The organism is bacterium, from assembly GCA_019637795.1.
Taxonomy (GTDB): domain Bacteria; phylum Desulfobacterota; class Binatia; order HRBIN30; family CADEER01; genus JAHBUY01.
Map to the genome: position 1 here is coordinate 96414 of JAHBUY010000003.1, position 15963 is coordinate 112376.

Sequence of the window (15963 nt, forward strand, 5' to 3'; positions counted from 1 at the left end):
TGAGCTTCAGGCCCGTAGCAGCCTAACAGCGTAACAGCCTAACAGCCTAACCGCGGCGTCCCGTTCGTTCGCCGCGGCCAGCGCCCGATCAGCGGGTGGCGGGGCAGTCCAGGCTGCCGATGCAGAAGGGCTCGCGGCCCTCGAGCACGCGCACGTTGATCACCTGGGTGCCGTCGACGAGGCCGAAGACGTCGTCCGCCGCGTGCTTGCCGCCGAAGGTCATGAATCCGGTCAGGCCGCCGAGCGCGGCGCCGAGCACGGTCAGCGGCAGGCGCAGCGGCAGGAACAGCACGTTGAGGCCCGCCGCGGCCAGCGCGGCACCCGGATTGGGCTCGTGCTCCTCGACCCCGGGCGCGGTGGGAACTGGCTGCGCGGCGTGCGCGCCACCCGCCAGCAGGATCGCCACCAGCGCCATCGCCGCGTTTCGTCGCCACTGCGTCATGTTCCTCTCCCTGTCCTCACGGGCGTCCCGTCCGCCGCCGCGCGGGGCGGCGCGGACGACGGGCGACCACGACCTTCGATACCAGATGCGGCTCGCTCGACTCCACCGCGAAGCCGGCCTCGGCCAGCAGCGCGGCGAGATCGTCGCGCAGATACCCCTTGTAGTACGGCTCGTGATAGGCGGCCGGGAAATGGCGCAGCACCGGCTCGATCTCGCGGCTGTCGGCGAGTTGGGCGGAATCGCAGACCACGACCGCGCCGCCGGGCTTGACCACCCGGAACATCTCCTCGGCGACGCGCCGGCGCGCGTCGGACGGCAGCTCGTGGAAGAGGAAGACCGAGGCGACGGCGTCGAAGGAGGCGTCCGCCCACGGCATCGCCTCCGCGTTCTCGTTCACCAGGCTCACCCCCCGTCCCGCCAGGAGCGTCTGGGCGTGCTCGAGGTAGGGGGGGCTCAGGTCGACGCCGTACAGCTTGGCGCCCGGCAGGGCGCGGCTGAGCTGCAGCAGGAAGCGGCCGGTGCCGCAGGCGACATCGAGCAGGCGCGGCCGGGCGATGCCGCGCAGCGCCGCCACCAGGGGCGGGATCGCCATGCGGCGCATGGTGTCGGCGGTGCCGGCGAAGAGGAATTCGACGCTCGGGTCGTAGAGACGGGCGGAATGGTCGCTGAGCCAGCCGTCGGTCTGCCAGTGGAACGTCCGCAGGTAGTAGTGCGGGTAGCGGCTGCGATCGACGTCGGCGGGCAGGTCGTCGTGCCGCTCGGCGACGCTGCGCCACAGGAAGCGGGGCAGATCGGTCAGCGCCGCCGGCACCTGGCGCAGGTAGCGCAGCAGCGGCAACTGATAGAGCAGGTCGCGCGGATAGTCGCCGCGCTCGACGTTGGCCAGGTCGCGCGCGAGGAGGGCCTCGTACCGGCGCTGCAGGACGGCGATCACCTCGCGGTCGAACCGGGTGAACGGCGAGCGGAGCAGGCCGAACAGCCGCCCCGGGATGGCCAGCGACACCGTCAGCCCGTACTGGCGGGCGCGGTAGGCGTAGCGATCGAACGCGCGCAGGACCTCCTCGGCGGTGGTCGCGGTCTGCATGTCCGCATTGTGCATGGCGATGGCCCGATGGCAATCGGCCGGCGGCCCCCTCCGGCGCCGGCGCGGTGGTGAAATTCGCGCGCCTCGGCTAACCGTCTCGGCACGATGCTGCGCCTGCGAACGCCCACCGTGCCGGACTGGGTCGGCGCCGTCCGCGACCACGTCGACGCCTTCCTCCAGGACCACGCCGCCAACGAGCGGAAGGTGTCGGCAAGCGCCCTGCAACTGGCGGTGCAGCACCCGGAGCGACACCCGCTGGTCGACGCCATGGTGGCCCTGGCGCGCGAGGAGCTCGAGCACTTCGCCCGCGTCCACGCGCTGCTCCGCCAGCGCGACAAGGGCCTCGCCCAGGACGCGCCCGATGCCTACATGGGGGCGCTGCACCGGCTCATCCGCAAGGCCGACGTCCACACCTTCCTGCTCGACCGGCTGCTGGTGTTCGGCATCGTCGAGGCGCGCGCCTGCGAGCGCTTCGGCCTCCTCGCCGCGGGCCTGCCGGACCCCGCGTTGCGGGCGTTCTACGCCGAGCTGACGCGCGCCGAAGCGCGCCACCACGCCCTGTTCGTGCGCCTCGCGCACGACGTCGCGCCGGGCGCGGCGGTGTCCGCCCGCCTGGCCCAGCTCCTCGACGCGGAGGCGGAGATCGTCGCCGCCCTGCCCGTCCGCCCGGCGCTGCACTGATGGCCGCCGCCGCGCGCCGCGTGCTCGGCTGCTTTCCCCATCCCGACGACGAGATGTTCGCCGCCGGCCTGCTCGCCTGGTGCGCCGATCGCGGCGCCGAGGTGCGCCTGCTGTGCGCCACCCGCGGGGAGCGCGGCGTCGATCGCCGCCGCCACATCCCCCAGGGCAGCGCGCTGGCGGCGCACCGCAGCGGCGAGCTCGCGAACGCCTGCGCGGCGCTCGGGGTCGCCGCGCCGGCGTTCGCCGAGCTGCCGGACGGCGGCGTCGCCGACGCCGACCGCGCCGCCGCCGTCGCCCTGGTGCGCCGGCACCTCGAACGATTGCGCCCGACGCTGGTGGTGAGCCTCGGCCCGGACGGCGCCTACGGCCACCGCGACCACCTCGCCTGGACCGCGATCGTCGCCGCCGCGGTGCGCGCCCTGCCGGCCGCGCAGACGCCGCGGCTGCTGCACGCGGTCTTCCCGCGCGACCATTTCGCCCCCCTGCGCGAGCTCGGGCGGCGGGCCGGCGCGGTCGGCGAGCCCGGCGCCGCCGCGCTCGGCGTCGACCCCGCACAGGTCGAGCTGCGGCTCGACGTGCGCGCCCTGGCGGAGCGCAAGCTCGCCGCCTGCCGCGCCCACGACTCGCAGCTCGACACCGCGGGTCCCTTCTTCCGCCGCCTGTTCGCGCCGCTGCTCGCCGAGGAGTGGTACGTCGTCGCGCACGGGCCGGCGCTGCCGCCGGACGCGCGCGATCCCTTCGCCGGGCTCTGAATGCGCGTCCTCCACCTCACCCGCGACCTGCCGCCGCGCAGTCTCGGCGGCATCTCGACCGCGGTCGGCGGCCTGGTGCGCGCCAGCGCCCGCCACGGGTTGTCGGTGTCCGTGCTGTCGTTCGACGCCTGGCGGCCGACGCGCGCCGCGGTGCCCGAGCCCTGCGAGCCGGCCGACGAGAACGGCGTCCAGGTGCTGCGCGTCACCCAGGTCGAGCACCTCGGCGCGGCGCGCGCCTTCGCGCGCGCCATGCGCCCGGACCTGCTGCACGTCCATCACGGCATGCTGTGGCCCTTCGCCGCCAGCCTGCGCGACGACCTCGGCGTGCCGGCGGTCAAGACGGTGCACGTCGTGCAGCGCGAGATGAACGCCCTGCGCCGCACCGCCGAGCACACCCGGAGCCTCGCCGGCCAGGAGGCGGCGCTGGCGGCGGCGGACCGCATCATCGTGCCCTCACGGGCCGCGGCGGCGGCGCTGGCGCCGTACGGCGACGCGGTGGCGGCGCGCCTGCGCGTGGCGCCGCACGGCATCGACGACTCGCCGGCGGCGCGGGCCAGCGTGGCGGCGCGCACGACGCCGTACGACGACGCGCCGCTGCTGGCGGTGAGCCGCTTCGACGAGGCGAAGGGGACGTCGATGTTGTTCGGCGTCCTGCTGCGCGCCCTGGCGCGCATCCGCAACGCGGAAGCGGTGATCGCCGGCGGCGTGCCGGCGAACCTGCGCGCCGAGCTGCAGTGGCGCAAGCGGTGGGAGGTGCAGGCGCCGCCGACGATCCGCGAGCGCGCCCGCTTCACCGGCTGGGTCGGCCCCGACGTCCTGGAGCGCCAGTACACGGCGGCGCTGCTGTTGGTGATCGCCAGCCCGTTCGAGACCTTCGGCATGACGGCGCTCGAGGCGATGCTGTTCGGCGTGCCGGTGGTCACGACGCCCGCCGGCGGCATTCCCGAGGTCGTCGAGAACGGCGTCGCCGGCCTGGTGTGCTCCTACCCCGACGTCGAGATCCTCGCCGCCCACACCATCGCCCTGATGCGCGATCCGCTGCGCGCCATGGAGCTCGGCGAGCGCGGCGCCGCGCTCGCCCGCGCCCGCCATCTCTGGGAGCACAAGCTGCAGGGGGTTCTCGCCGTGTACCGCGAGCTGGCGAGCTGACGCTGCGTCCGCCCGCTACGGCGACCAGTTGCCGGTGCAGTCGCCGAGCAGCACGGCGGTGAAATCCTGGCCGCTCGCGGCGGCGCCGAGCGGCGCGAAGGCGATGGCGCCGGGCGCGCAGGCGCCGCTCGCCAGCGCGGGCTGGAGGAGCGACTGGCCGGGCGCCGGGGCCGGCGATGGAACGAAGAGCCAGTCGGAGGCGCACGCCTGGGCGGCGGGAAACGGCGTCGCGCCGCCGACGGCGCGTTGCAGGATGAGGACGGCGTCGAGGGTCGACAGGGTGCCGTCGCCGGTGACGTCGGCGGCGAGGCGCTGCAGCGGCGTCAGCGGCCGCAGGCCGGCGAGCGCCTGCAGCACCCAGGCGGCGTCGAGCGCGGTGATGGCGGCGCCGGCGCCGCCGGCGCCGCCGCCGCGGCGCGGGACGACCTGCAACCCGATCCCCGGCGCGGCGGCGACGGCATAGGACCCGTCGGCGTCCGAGGTCGCGCTCTGGAGGCTGGGCGGCAGCGCGACGGTGACGCCGGCCAGCGGCTGGCCGGCGCTCGTCCGGATGCGACCGGAGAGCGGGAACGCCGGTGGAGCGGTGGCCGTGACCGTGGCGCTGGGCGTCCGCGTCGCGGTCGCGGTGCGCGTCGGCGTCGCGCTCGGCGTGCGCGTCGCGCTGGCGCTGGCCGTGCGCGTCGCCGTGCCGGTGGCCGTCCGCGTCGCGCTGGGCGGCACCGGCGTCGCGCTCGGCGTCGCGGTCGGGGTGGCGCCGCTCGCCGCCGGCACCACCAGCAGGGTGATCGACTGCGGCGCCCAGGTGATGCTGGCGCTGCCGCCGGCGATCGACAGGTCGGCCAGGCGCTCGATCGCCGCCAGGTTGGTCGGCGCGTAGCGGTAGACGCGGGCCGCGCCGCCGGCGGGGAACCCGGCGACGGCGAGCGTCGAGGTCTGTGGCTGCGCCGTCTTGTTGATCGCCAGGATGGTCAGGGCGCCGTCGCCGCTGCGCTGCGCGGCGTAGAGCGAGACGGTGGCCTGGTCGCCGGAGGCGGCGGCGACGGCGACGTCGCCGAAGGCGCCGCCGGCGCCGTCGTAGTTGCGGAACATGCGGAAGGCGAAGGCGCCCGGCTGAGCGGCGGTCGGCGGATCCCACAGCGTCGCCAGGTGCAGGCCCTCGCGGCCGAAGATGCCGAGCACGTCGGCCTGCGCCAGGGCGCCGTTGATGTGGTCGAGCGCGCCCCAGTTGTACTCGCCGATCGCCAGCTTGGTGCCGGGATAGTTCTGCGCCGCCCAGTCGCGCATGCGCGGAATCAGCCGCACCGCCTCGCCGATCCAGCTCTCGTCGACGTACGTCGGGTCCCACAGCGAGCGCGTGGAGCGCAGGCGGCGGGCCTGGGTGGCGGCATCGCCGGCGCCGGAGAGCGAGACGCCGCTCGCCTGCGGGTAGTAGTGGAGGTCGAGATAGTCGAGCAGGCGCACGCCGTGCTGCTGCTCGTAGGCGGCGAGCTGCTGCAGGTACCAGGCGGTGAGCGGCAGGTTGCCGTGCGCCAGGCGATCCTGCGGATTGTTCCACCAGGCGCCGCCCGGCGCGGCGTCGAGCGCCGACCAGAAGTAGCCGCTCCAGCCCCACTCGGCGGGACCGAGGGTCTCGGCCGTCGGGTCGGTCGCCTTGATCGCCGCCGCGTAGGCGAGCGTGCGGTCGCGCAGCTCGTCGTAGCCGGGCGGCGCCGGGTGGACGTCGCGATGGGTGTCGGCCCACAGCATCGGCTCGTTGTCGAGATTGTAGAAGCGCACGCCGCCGGCGGCGGCGGTGCCGTAGTTGGCGATCAGGTGCGCCATCCAGTCCTGGACGAACGACGGCCCGATCGGGTCGCTGACGTCGGACGGATCGTTGCCGGTGATCGGGGTGCCGTTGCCGCGCACGCCGTTGCCGCAGTCGGGACGCCAGGGGTCGACCGACTGCTGGGCGCCGTACCTGGCGACGCTGAAGCCGCAGCCGTAGGCGCGGCCGCGCGGCGTCCAGCCGATCAGCGGCACGGTGAGCAGCGTCGCGGCGCCGGCGCGCCGGTTCTCGTCGATGAAGCGATCGCTGCTCGAACCGTTGGGCAGCGCGGCGGGATTCGGATTGTCGTTGGGGATGTTCTCGAAGTACCAGTCCGCGGCGCGGTTGGCGGTGTCGGTGCGCCAGTTGTAGCGGGTGGTGGCGTTGCCGCCCCAGCGGCGCACCGGCAGGCGCAGGGCCACCGCCAGCGCCTCGTCGGCGAAGTTGACGCCGTAGATCAGCTCGCTGATCGGGTGGCGGCCGCTGCCGGCGTCGACCTGCAGGGCGGGGCCGACGGCGGGGCCGAGCGGGGTCGGGGTCGGCAGGCCGCTGGCGACGAAGGCGACGTCGTCGATCGAGAACGTCGCCTGCGCGCCGGCGGTGGCGTTGAACCAGTAGACGTAGGTCACCTGGGTGGTGCCGAGGGCATCGAGCGGGGCGTCGATCTTCGTCCACGTGTCGGCGACCGGCGTGAACGAGAGATCGACGTGGGCGCCGGTGAGGTGGTTGCCGACCACGATCTGCACCGCCTGTCCGCCGCTGCTGCCGCCGTGCACCCAGCAGCGCAGGCGGTCGAGGCCGCTGATGTCGACCGGGTCGTTGCGGCCGAGTTGCAGCCCGCTCCAGCCGCCGGTGAAGGTGACGCCGATCGACGCCGTGCCGCCGTGCACCGGCGCGGCGCGCCCGAAGTCGCGGCTGACGCCGCCCCACGACCAGTCCTGCCACCCGGATGCGACGGCGTCGCCGTACACCGCGAGGTCGGCGCGCGCCGCGGCGGCGAGCACGACGCCCGCGGCCCACACAGCAAGCGCCCGGGCGATTGGTGCGCGCAAGGTCACGTCAGCTCTCGGTGGTGCGGGAAGTCATCGCTTTGCTGCCGCATCACGAGCAAGCCCTGCACCAGCCGGGAGGCGACGCCTGGCGAGCGCGGCGCGCGTCGCCTATGACATGCGGATGCCGGATTGCGACGCCCCCGGCGGCGGCCGGATGGCATGGGAGGAATCGGGGCGCGGCGAGCGGGCCGCGGTCCTCCTGCACGGCTGGTGCTGCGATCGCAGCTACCTGGCGCCGCAGCGGGCGGCGCTCGCGGCGACCCACCGGGTGATCGCCATCGACCTGCCCGGGCACGGGACGAACGACGCGCCGCGGCGCGACTACGGCGTGCCGGCGCTCGCCGCCGACGTCGCCTGGCTCTGCGATCGCCTCGGGCTCGAGCGGCCGCTGCTGATCGGCCACAGCCTGGGCGGCGCGATCGCCATCGAGATGGCGGTGGAGCGGCCGCAGCGCGTCGCCGCCGCCGTCGCCCTCGACACCACCATCGGACCGGCGCCGGAGACGCGCCGCGCCTGGGCGGCGCTGCTCGACGCGCTCGCCGGACCCGACTTCCGGGCGGCCGCCCGCGACGCCATCGGCCGGCTCTACTTCCTGCCCTCGGACGACGCGGCGCGGCGCGAGCGGATCATCGCCGCGATGACCGCCCTGCCGCAGCACGTGATGCGCGACGGCTTCGCCGGCATCGCCGCCTGGGACTCCGAGCGCGCGGTCGCGGCGCTGCGCGTTCCCTTCCTGCACATCGCCCGCAGCCTCGGCGGCACCGATCACGCCCACCTGCGCCAGCTCTGTCGGCGCGCCCACACCGGCCGCGTCGTCGGCTCCGGCCACTTCGTCCAACTGGAAGTGCCGGATCAGGTGAACGCCATGATCGGGCGCTTCGTGGAACTGATCTGACGATCGCCGCGGCGCCGCGGCGGGGCGGACGCCTCAGCCCTGCAGGATCTCGCGCGCGATGGTGAGGATCTGCATCTCGGTGGTGCCGCCGCCGAGCTCGATCAGCTTGGCGTCGCGGGCCAGGCGTTCGACGACGTACTCCTCCATGTAGCCGTTGCCGGCGAGGATGTGGATGGCCTCGAAGGCGACGAAGGTGCCCATCTCGGCGCAATAGAGCTTGCCGGCGCAGACGTCGGCCACCGATTCCTTGAGCGCCCGGCCGGCGAGGTAGTCGGCGTAGACGATGCGCCGGCAGTTGGAGAGCGCCGTGTACATGCGCGCCAGCCGGCCCTGCACGAGCTGGTAGTTGGCGATCGCCTGGCCGAACTGCTGGCGGCCGCGGGCGTAGTCGCGGGCGATCTCGAAGCAGCGCTCGGCGATGCCGTAGGAGAGGACCGACAGGCCGCCGCGCTCGACCGCGAGGCTCGACTTGACGTGATCGCGCTGGCGCACGCCGCCGCCGAGAAGCTGGTCGGCGGACACCCGCACCTCGTCGAGGAACACCTCGCCGGTCGGCGAGCCGCGCATCCCCATCTTCCGCATCGGCGGCCCGGTGGTGAGCCCCGGCGTGTCGCGCTCGACGATGAACGGCTGGATCGAGCCGTCGAGCTCGCCGCCCTGGACGCGGGCGTAGATGAGGAAGACGTCGGCGAACGGGGCGTTGGTGATGAAGGTCTTGCTGCCGTTGAGGATGTAGGAGTCGCCGTCGCGCCGGGCGGTGGTCTTCATGCCGCGCAGGGCGTCGCTGCCGGCGCCCGGCTCCGTGAGCCCCCAAGAGCCGATCTTCTCGCAGCGCAGCACCGGCAACGCGAAGCGCTGCACCTGCTCGGGCGAGCCCTTGCCGGCGACGTTGGCGCCGAACAGGCCGAGGCTGGCGCCGTAGCTGAGGGCGAACGACGGGCTGACGCGCGCCATCTCGACCGTGAAGGTGGTGCGCGCGTAACGCGCCGTGTTGGCGTCGAAGCCGCCATCGCCGCCGCCACCGCGCTCCCTGCCCATCGACGCCATCATCTGGTCGAGGCCGAGCGCCTGGTGCATCTGGCGCATCAGCGGATAGGGCAACAGCTCGCCGCGCTCCATCGCCGGTACGTGCGGGTCGATCTGCGTGGTGAAGTACTGGCGGAAGGTATCGCGCAGCAGGCGTTCGGTGTCGGACAGCTCCAGCTCCATCGCCGGGCACCTAGTCGGGCGGCGCGCCGGCCGCAAGGAGGCGGCGCGACCCGCTGGTGACGGTCGCGGGCCGCGGCATGCCCCGGCGGCGTGATCGCGGCGGTCCGGGCGCGGTCCGCGCGCCGCCGGACAGGTTTGACAAGGCGGAACCGCCCCGTTAGGACCGGTGGCTTCGTAGCTGCTTGGGGGCGGCGTAACCCTATGGAATCACAGCAGAGCGCGCTCGACCGGCGCACCATCGGCGGCCTCACCATCGAGCAGGTCGCCTATATCGTGATCATCCTCGCGGCGGTGTTCCTGCGCACCTACGAGCTGGGAGTGCGGCCGTACCACCACGACGAATCGATCCACGCCTTCTTCTCGTGGAAGATCTTCAAGAACGGGTTCAGCGAGTACAAGTACGACCCGGTCTACCACGGGCCGACGCTCTACTTCTCGACCGCCCTGATGATGTTGCTGTTCGGCGACAACGACTTCACCGGGCGGCTGAGCGCGGTGGTGTTCGGCCTGGGCGTGGTCGCCTTCGCCTGGCCGCTGCGCCGCTACATCGGCCGCTGGGGGGCGCTGTCGTTCCTGGTGCTGGTCACCTTCTCGCCGAGTTGGGTGTACTTCACCCGCTTCGTCCGCCACGACATCTATCTGGCGCTCTGCAACCTGGCGGCCGTCTACCTCGCCTTCCGCTACGGCGAGACCCGCAAGTCGAAGTACCTCTACGTCAGCGCCATCGCCCTCGCCTTCGCCTTCACCAACAAGGAGGACATGTACCTCATCACGCCGATCTTCCTGTTCGGCCTGGGCGTGATGATGCTGTGGGGGGTCGCCCGCGGCGAACAGAAGCTGGGCGAGGCGGTGAGGGAGACCGGCGGCTTCCTCGGCGGCAGCATCGTGCCGATTCTCACCTCGTTGGTGATCTTCGCCATCATCTGGGTGGCGATGTACTCGTCGTTCGGCACCAACGCGAAGGAGCTGGAGTGGTTCGGCCTGGCGCCGGTGCGCGACGCGATCACCTACTGGTGGGGCCAGCAGACCATCAAGCGCATCGGCGGGCCCTGGTACTACTACGTCCCCGAGCTGGTGCTCTACGAGCCGCTGATCACCTTCCCGGCGCTGGCGGCGATCCTCGGGGCGATCCTGCAGAAACCGGCGCCGGACCGCTTCATGCGCTTCTGCGTCGTCTGGGGCGCGGGCATGCTGTTCATCTACGGCTGGGCGCAGGAGAAGGTGCCCTGGCTGCTGATCCCGCAACTGCTGCCGCTCACCATCCTGTCGGCGCGCTGGTTCGGGCGGGTGATCGAGAGCGGCGCCATGCGGCGGCCGGGCCCGGCGCTGGCGACGGCGGCGGTGGGCGCGCTGACCCTCTGGTCGTTGCTCGACGCCAACTTCCTCTACGACGCGCCGCGGCCGGACCAGGATCCGGCGCACCGGCGCGAGACGATGCTGTCGTACGTGCAGTCGACCTACGACGTGAACAAGGTCATGGAGCGCATCGAGGACGTCGGCAAACAGCTCGGCACCGGCAAGCAGACGCGGCTGGCGGTGTCGGGCAACGCCACCTGGCCGTTCAGTTGGTACCTGCGCGACTACCCGGTCAACTGGGCCGCCAACCTGCGCGATATCGACGTGCCGGTGCTGATCGTCGACAAGGAAGTCGGCAAGGTGCACGACGAGGTGCTCCTCGACTCCTACGAGAAGGTGCCGTTCCAGATTCGCGGCTGGTGGGAGCCGAACACGCCGACCGTCCCGCAGTTGGCGCGCTGGCTGATCACGCGCGACGCCTGGAGCCCGCTCGGCTCGAGCGACGGCATCATGTACGTGCACAAGGATCTCCAGCCGGGGATGACCTTCTCCAAGGTCACCGTGAACCCGCCGCCGGCGGCGCGCGGCTACCCGGAGAATCCGAAGCAGTTGCAGCCGCTCGCGGTCTGGGGCAAGGCCGGCCAGTTCAACGAGCCGCGCGGCCTGGCGTACGACGCGCAGGGCAACCTGTACGTCGCCGACACCAAGAACAGCCGCATCGTCAAGCTCGCGCCCGACGGCGCGGTGCTGACGACGTGGGGCAGCAACGGCAGTGAGCCGGGCCAGTTCAAGGACCCGAGCGGCGTCGCGATCGGCCCCGACGGCAACGTCTACGTGGCCGACACCTGGAACCACCGGGTGCAGAAGTTCGACGCCAACGGCACGCTGCTCAAGACCTGGGCGCCCGATCCGGGCTTCTGGGGCCCGCGCGGCATCGCCGTCGGCAAGGACGGCCACGTCTACGTGACCGACACCGGCAACAAGCGCATCGTCGCCTTCAGCAGCGAGGGCGTGCAGATCGAATACTGGGGCAGCGACGGCTCGGGCCCCGGGCAGCTCATCGAGCCGGTGGGCATCGCGGTGAGCCCGGACAACGACGTCTACGTCTGCGACACCGGCAATCGCCGGATCCAGGTATTCCTCGGCGACGGCACCTTCTCGCGCGAGTTCCCGGTCTACGGCTGGGAGGAGTTCTACACCGAGCCCTACATCGCGCTCGCCGGCGACGGCGCCTACGTCACCGACTCCTACCTGCACCGCTTCGCGCGCTACACCGACGGCAAGCTCACCGGCGCCTGGGGCAAGACCGGCAACGGCGCCGGCGACTTCAACCGCCCGATCGGCATCGCCACCGGCCCCGACGGCAAGGTCGCGGTTTCCGACACCATGAACAACCGCATCCAGGTCTTCCAGCCGCCGGCGCCCGCGGCGGCGAAGGAGTGATCCGGATCCACAGATGAACACCGATGACCACGGATGAACGCGAAGCCTCGCGCGAGGCTTCGCGTTCATTCTGGGTCATTCATGTTCCTCAGTGGTTCCGGGGCTTCACGGCCGGCTGCGTCGCGATGATCTGCTGGCGCAGGCGGAACAGGTCGTAGAAGGCGCGGAGGATGACGCTCAGGTGGGCGCCGGTCTGCACGCCGGCCTCGCGCGGGTAGTGGTGGACGCCGACCTCGCGGATGCCGAAGCCGGCGCGGATGGCGCGGCCGTAGAGCTCGGCGTTGATCAGGGCGCCGGTCGAATCGAGCTTGATGGCCTCGAAGACCTTCTTGGGGATCAGCTTGAAGGCGCAGTTGAGGTCTTTGACGTAGACGTTGAGCATCACCCGCACCAGCCAGCCGCCGAACAGGCGGGCGTTGAGGCGGCGGATGAGCGGGTCGCGGCGCTCGATGCGGAAGCCGGTGACGATCACGTCCTCGCTGGCCAGCGGCAGCAGCTTGTCGAGGTCCCTGATGTCGAACTGGCCGTCGCCGTCCATGTAGAACACGTAGCGCTTCTGCGCCGCGTCGAAGCCGGTGCGCAGCGCGGCGCCGTAGCCGCGGTTCTGGGGGTGGGTCTGCGGCTTCACCCGCGGCAGCTCGCGGGCGACGGCGGCGAGGATCTCGCCGGTGCGGTCGCGGCTGCCGTCGTTCACCGGCAGGATCTCGTAATCGATCCCGAGCGGGTCGAGATAGGCGGCGACCTGACGGATCACGCGCTCGATATTGGCCTCTTCGTTGTAGGCCGGCAGTACCACCGAGATCTCGCTCACCGGTCCCGTCGCCTTGCCTTTTTCCTCGTCACTCATAGAATCCCCTCGCTCGTCGTCGGCTGATGATCATCGAGTGTCCCCACTGCGGCACGCGCTTCCGTCTGGAGGCGAAACTGTCGGACAGCCGGTCGATGCTCAAGTGTGCGCGGTGTCGGCGCGTCTTCCCCGCTCCCGGCCAGGCCGCGTCGCCGCGCCGCCCGCGGCGGACGCCGGTGGACGACAACATGTCGTTCTCGTTCGACGACGACGACGAGTGGCGGGCGCCCGAACTGACCTCGGACGATGTACCGGAAGACGCCTTCCTGCTCAACGCTCCCGCCGAGCCCGGCGAGGGGGCACGGGCGGCGGCGCCGCGGCCGCGGCGGCCGCGGCCGGCGCGGCCGGTTCCCGAGCAGGAGTCGCTCCGCTTCGACGAGGGCGACGACGACCAGGAAGAGGACGAGTCGCGGGCGTCACAACCCGCCGTGGACGACGTCGAGGATCTCTTCGTCGATCCCGTGTTCGCGGCGCAGAAGACGGCAGCGGCGCCGGCAGAGGTGGAGCGGCGGGGAGGCATCGGCGTGCGAGCGGTATTCGTGTTTCTGGCGGTGGTGGTGTGCGGCTACGGCGCCCTGACCTGGTCCCTGCTCGACGATCCGGACTGGGCGAGCCGGCTGACCCGCGGCATACCGGTGATCGGGGCCTCCCTGCGCGACGTCTCGCCAGGCGACGACATCGCGCTCGTCGACGTCCGCGGCAATTACGAGCGCACCAAGGACGGCAGGGTGGTGTTCGTGATCACCGGCAAGGCGGTCAACCAGTCGGCCGACACCCTTCGCTCGGTGCAGATCGTCGCCTCGCTGCAGGATGGCGGCGAACGCCCGCTCGACCGTCAGGTCACCGCCTGCGGCAACGCCCTGGAGGCGAAGATCCGCGAGCTCAGCGTGCACCAGGTCGGCATCCTGCGCAGCATCAAGCCGCCGCCCGATCTGGGCCTGCAGCCGGGCGGCAACTGCCCGTTCGTCTCGATCTTCACCGAGGTTCCGCCCGGGGCGGCCACCTTCACCACGGAAGTGGTGCGCGCCCAGCGCTACGCCTGAGGCGGCGGATCCCCACCCGGCGGCTTCTCCTCGTCCGGCTTGGGGGTGATGTCGATCTCGTCCGGGCGCGCGACCTCGCGCTTGAAGCTGCGGATCCCCTTCCCCAACCCCTGGCCGATTTCCGGCAGCTTGCCGGCTCCGAAGATGATCAGGACGATGACGAGGATGACGAGCAACTCGCCGATGCCGAGTCCGAACATGGGCGGCAGCCTAGACAAGGGCCGCCGACGGCGCAAGGCAGACCGAGGCGGCATCGACACGCCGTCCGCGGGCCGCGCCTGGGCACGCGCGCGGCGGCGCCGACACGCGCACGCGCTGGCCTGCCTTCCCCCGCCTCGCTAGTCTGAAGCGATGCATCCGCGCGTCCGGCGGGCGACCAGTGTCGCGCTGTCCATCGCCCTCCACGCGCTCCTGCTGCTGTGGGTGGCGACGATCGCGGTCTCGGTGCCGCGGCTCCAGCAGTCGGGCGCCATGCCGGTGCGCATCATCGAGCCGCGGGCGCGCCCCAAGGCGCCGGCCCCCAAGCCGCCGCCACAGCAGGTCCCCAAGGCCCCGCCGCCGGAGCCGGCGAAGCCGGAGATCCCGCCACCCGAGCCGCCGCCGCCGAAACAGGAGCCCGAGCGGAAGATTCCCCTGCCCGAGCAGATCGTGCAGCAGCCCGACGCTGGCAAGAACGAGGTCCCGCCCGACACCCGATTCAAGAGCGAACGCGACACCACGGTCGAGAAGCAGCAGGTCAAGCGCGGCGAGCCGAAGCCGGGCGAGTCGCAGCCGGAGACCAAGCCGGCCGCCAAACCGGCGCCGCCGAAGCCGGCGCCGCCGCGGCCGCAACCGGCGCGCAATGGACCGCCAGGACGCGAGACGCAGCAACTGGCGAAGCTGCCCTCGATCGACCGGCTGCTGCCGAACGCGGTGCGGCTGGCGCAGGAGGGCTACGGCCAACCGCCGGAAGTCGTGCAGGACGTGCCCGAGGAGCGACCGCGGCGCCAGCTCACCGGCGGCAACGACGGCCTGTTCATTCCCAGCGGCCCGGTGGGCACGCTCGACTACCTGCCCGACGTGCGCGAGGGCGACATCACCCTGCTCAACACCAAGGCCGAGGTGTTCGCCCCCTTCGTCCGCCGCGTCGCCATCCGCGTCTTCCAGAATTTCTGGATCTCGCTGAAGAAGGACCTCACGGCGCCGATCGCCGCCCAGGAGCAGGTGGAGGCCGAGGCGGTGATGGACCCGCGCGGTGAGATGATCGCCTTCACCATCACCAACCGCTCCTCGCGCGTCACCCTGGGGAGCGACCGGCGCCTGCAGCAGGCGTGCAACGTCGGCTTCTTCGACCGCAATCCGCCGCCCGGCGCGCGCTGGGAGGACGGCAACATCCACTTCATCCTGTCGACCGAGATTCAGATGCTGGGACCACAGGGCGGCGTCGTCATCCTCGCCGCCGGCCTGAAGTGAGGGGAGATCCGATGCTGGTGTGGCTGAAGGCCGTGGTGTTGGGGATCGTCGAGGGCGCCACCGAGTTCCTGCCGGTCTCGTCGACCGGTCACCTGATCATCGCCGCCGACCTGATCGACTTTCCGGTCGCGCAGCGCGACACGTTCGAGATCTTCATCCAGTTGGGCGCGATCCTGGCGGTGTTCTGGCACTACCGAGCGGATCTCCTCGACCTCGCCCGCCGGGCGCCCCGCGATGCCGGCGCCCGGGGCCTGATCGGCCGCGTGCTGCTCGCCTTCCTGCCGGCGGCGGCGGTCGGATTCCTGGTCCATCACTGGATCGAGGAGCATCTGTTCAGCGTCCACGCCGTCGCCTGGGCGCTGATCGTCGGCGGCCTCGTCATCTGGCTGGTCGAGCGCATCCCCCATACGCCGACGGTGCACAGCCTCGCGGCGACTCGCTGGCGCGATGCGATCGCGATCGGCCTGGCGCAGATCGCCTCGCTCTACCCCGGCACCTCGCGCGCCGCCGCCACCATCATCGGCGGCATGCTGTCGGGCCTCGACCGCCCGACGGCGACGCGGTTCTCCTTCTACCTCGCGCTCCCGACCCTCACCGCCGCCAGCCTCTTCAGCCTGCTGAAGGCCGCAGGCCACATCCACGCCGACGAGGCCGTGTCACTGGCGATCGGCCTCGTCACCGCCTTCGCCAGCGCGCTGCTGGTCATCCGCGCCTTCCTCGCCTTCGTGCAGAGCCACGACTTCCGCGCCTTCGCCTATTACCGCATCGTCGTCGGACTGCTGCTGCTCTGGTGGTGGTGAGCCTCGCCCGGCGG

General features: G+C 72.2%; 13 protein-coding genes and 1 pseudogene. 8 read left to right on the top strand and 6 right to left on the bottom strand.

Going from position 1 to position 15963, the window contains the following annotated elements:
• Window positions 1-88: 88 nt before the first annotated feature.
• Window positions 89-442: a hypothetical protein gene (locus KF840_10365; GenBank protein MBX3025302.1), complete on the bottom strand. Its 354-nt coding sequence runs from the start codon at window positions 440-442 to the stop codon at window positions 89-91.
• Window positions 443-458: 16 nt separating this feature from the next.
• Window positions 459-1541 carry a class I SAM-dependent methyltransferase gene (locus tag KF840_10370; protein ID MBX3025303.1) on the bottom strand — a complete coding sequence of 361 codons (1083 nt, stop codon included), beginning with the start codon at window positions 1539-1541 and terminating at the stop codon, window positions 459-461.
• 90 nt (window positions 1542-1631) lie between these two features.
• On the opposite strand from KF840_10370, the gene KF840_10375 reads away from it, so the two are divergent.
• Genes KF840_10375 through KF840_10385 form a run of 3 tightly spaced genes read left to right on the top strand, consistent with a single transcriptional unit; the run spans window position 1632 to window position 4108 of the window.
• The gene (locus KF840_10375) at window positions 1632-2207 is read left to right on the top strand and encodes a tRNA-(ms[2]io[6]A)-hydroxylase (protein ID MBX3025304.1); all 576 of its coding nucleotides are present in this window, start codon (window positions 1632-1634) and stop codon (window positions 2205-2207) included.
• The gene (locus KF840_10380; GenBank protein ID MBX3025305.1) at window positions 2207-2959 is read left to right on the top strand and encodes a PIG-L family deacetylase; all 753 of its coding nucleotides are present in this window, start codon (window positions 2207-2209) and stop codon (window positions 2957-2959) included. The genes KF840_10375 and KF840_10380 overlap by 1 nt, the downstream gene beginning before the upstream one ends.
• Window positions 2960-4108 carry a glycosyltransferase family 4 protein gene (locus KF840_10385; protein ID MBX3025306.1) on the top strand — a complete coding sequence of 383 codons (1149 nt, stop codon included), beginning with the start codon at window positions 2960-2962 and terminating at the stop codon, window positions 4106-4108.
• 870 nt (window positions 4109-4978) lie between these two features.
• Here the strand turns inward: KF840_10385 and KF840_10390 are convergent.
• A pseudogene (locus KF840_10390) lies at window positions 4979-6487 on the bottom strand (glycoside hydrolase family 44 protein).
• A gap of 592 nt (window positions 6488-7079) precedes the next feature.
• Here KF840_10390 and KF840_10395 point away from each other — a divergent pair.
• Window positions 7080-7859 carry an alpha/beta fold hydrolase gene (locus tag KF840_10395; protein ID MBX3025307.1) on the top strand — a complete coding sequence of 260 codons (780 nt, stop codon included), beginning with the start codon at window positions 7080-7082 and terminating at the stop codon, window positions 7857-7859.
• A 33-nt stretch (window positions 7860-7892) separates the two neighbouring features.
• Here KF840_10395 and KF840_10400 read toward each other — a convergent pair whose 3' ends face one another.
• Window positions 7893-9068, bottom strand: a complete 1176-nt coding sequence (locus KF840_10400) for an acyl-CoA dehydrogenase family protein (protein ID MBX3025308.1) — start codon at window positions 9066-9068, stop codon at window positions 7893-7895.
• Between the two features lie 201 nt (window positions 9069-9269).
• On the opposite strand from KF840_10400, the gene KF840_10405 reads away from it, so the two are divergent.
• Window positions 9270-11807, top strand: a complete 2538-nt coding sequence (locus KF840_10405; GenBank protein MBX3025309.1) for a TIGR03663 family protein — start codon at window positions 9270-9272, stop codon at window positions 11805-11807.
• Window positions 11808-11895: 88 nt separating this feature from the next.
• Here KF840_10405 and KF840_10410 read toward each other — a convergent pair whose 3' ends face one another.
• Entirely contained in the window at window positions 11896-12654 is a 759-nt protein-coding gene (locus tag KF840_10410) for a glycosyltransferase family 2 protein (GenBank protein ID MBX3025310.1), read from the bottom strand.
• Window positions 12655-12680: 26 nt separating this feature from the next.
• Between KF840_10410 and KF840_10415 the strand changes: the two genes are divergently transcribed.
• A complete protein-coding gene (locus KF840_10415; protein ID MBX3025311.1) occupies window positions 12681-13697 on the top strand; it encodes a zinc-ribbon domain-containing protein in 1017 nt (338 codons plus the stop codon).
• Here KF840_10415 and KF840_10420 read toward each other — a convergent pair.
• Window positions 13688-13897, bottom strand: coding sequence for a twin-arginine translocase TatA/TatE family subunit (locus KF840_10420; protein MBX3025312.1), 210 nt, complete (start codon window positions 13895-13897; stop codon window positions 13688-13690). The two genes, KF840_10415 and KF840_10420, sit on opposite strands and share 10 nt — an antisense overlap.
• 151 nt (window positions 13898-14048) lie before the next feature.
• Between KF840_10420 and KF840_10425 the strand changes: the two genes are divergently transcribed.
• Together KF840_10425 and KF840_10430 are read left to right on the top strand one after the other, a co-directional pair.
• Window positions 14049-15149 (top strand): hypothetical protein, encoded by a 1101-nt coding sequence (locus KF840_10425; protein ID MBX3025313.1) that lies wholly within the window; start codon window positions 14049-14051, stop codon window positions 15147-15149.
• Window positions 15150-15160: 11 nt separating this feature from the next.
• Window positions 15161-15949 carry an undecaprenyl-diphosphate phosphatase gene (locus tag KF840_10430; protein MBX3025314.1) on the top strand — a complete coding sequence of 263 codons (789 nt, stop codon included), beginning with the start codon at window positions 15161-15163 and terminating at the stop codon, window positions 15947-15949.
• Window positions 15950-15963 lie beyond the last annotated feature (14 nt).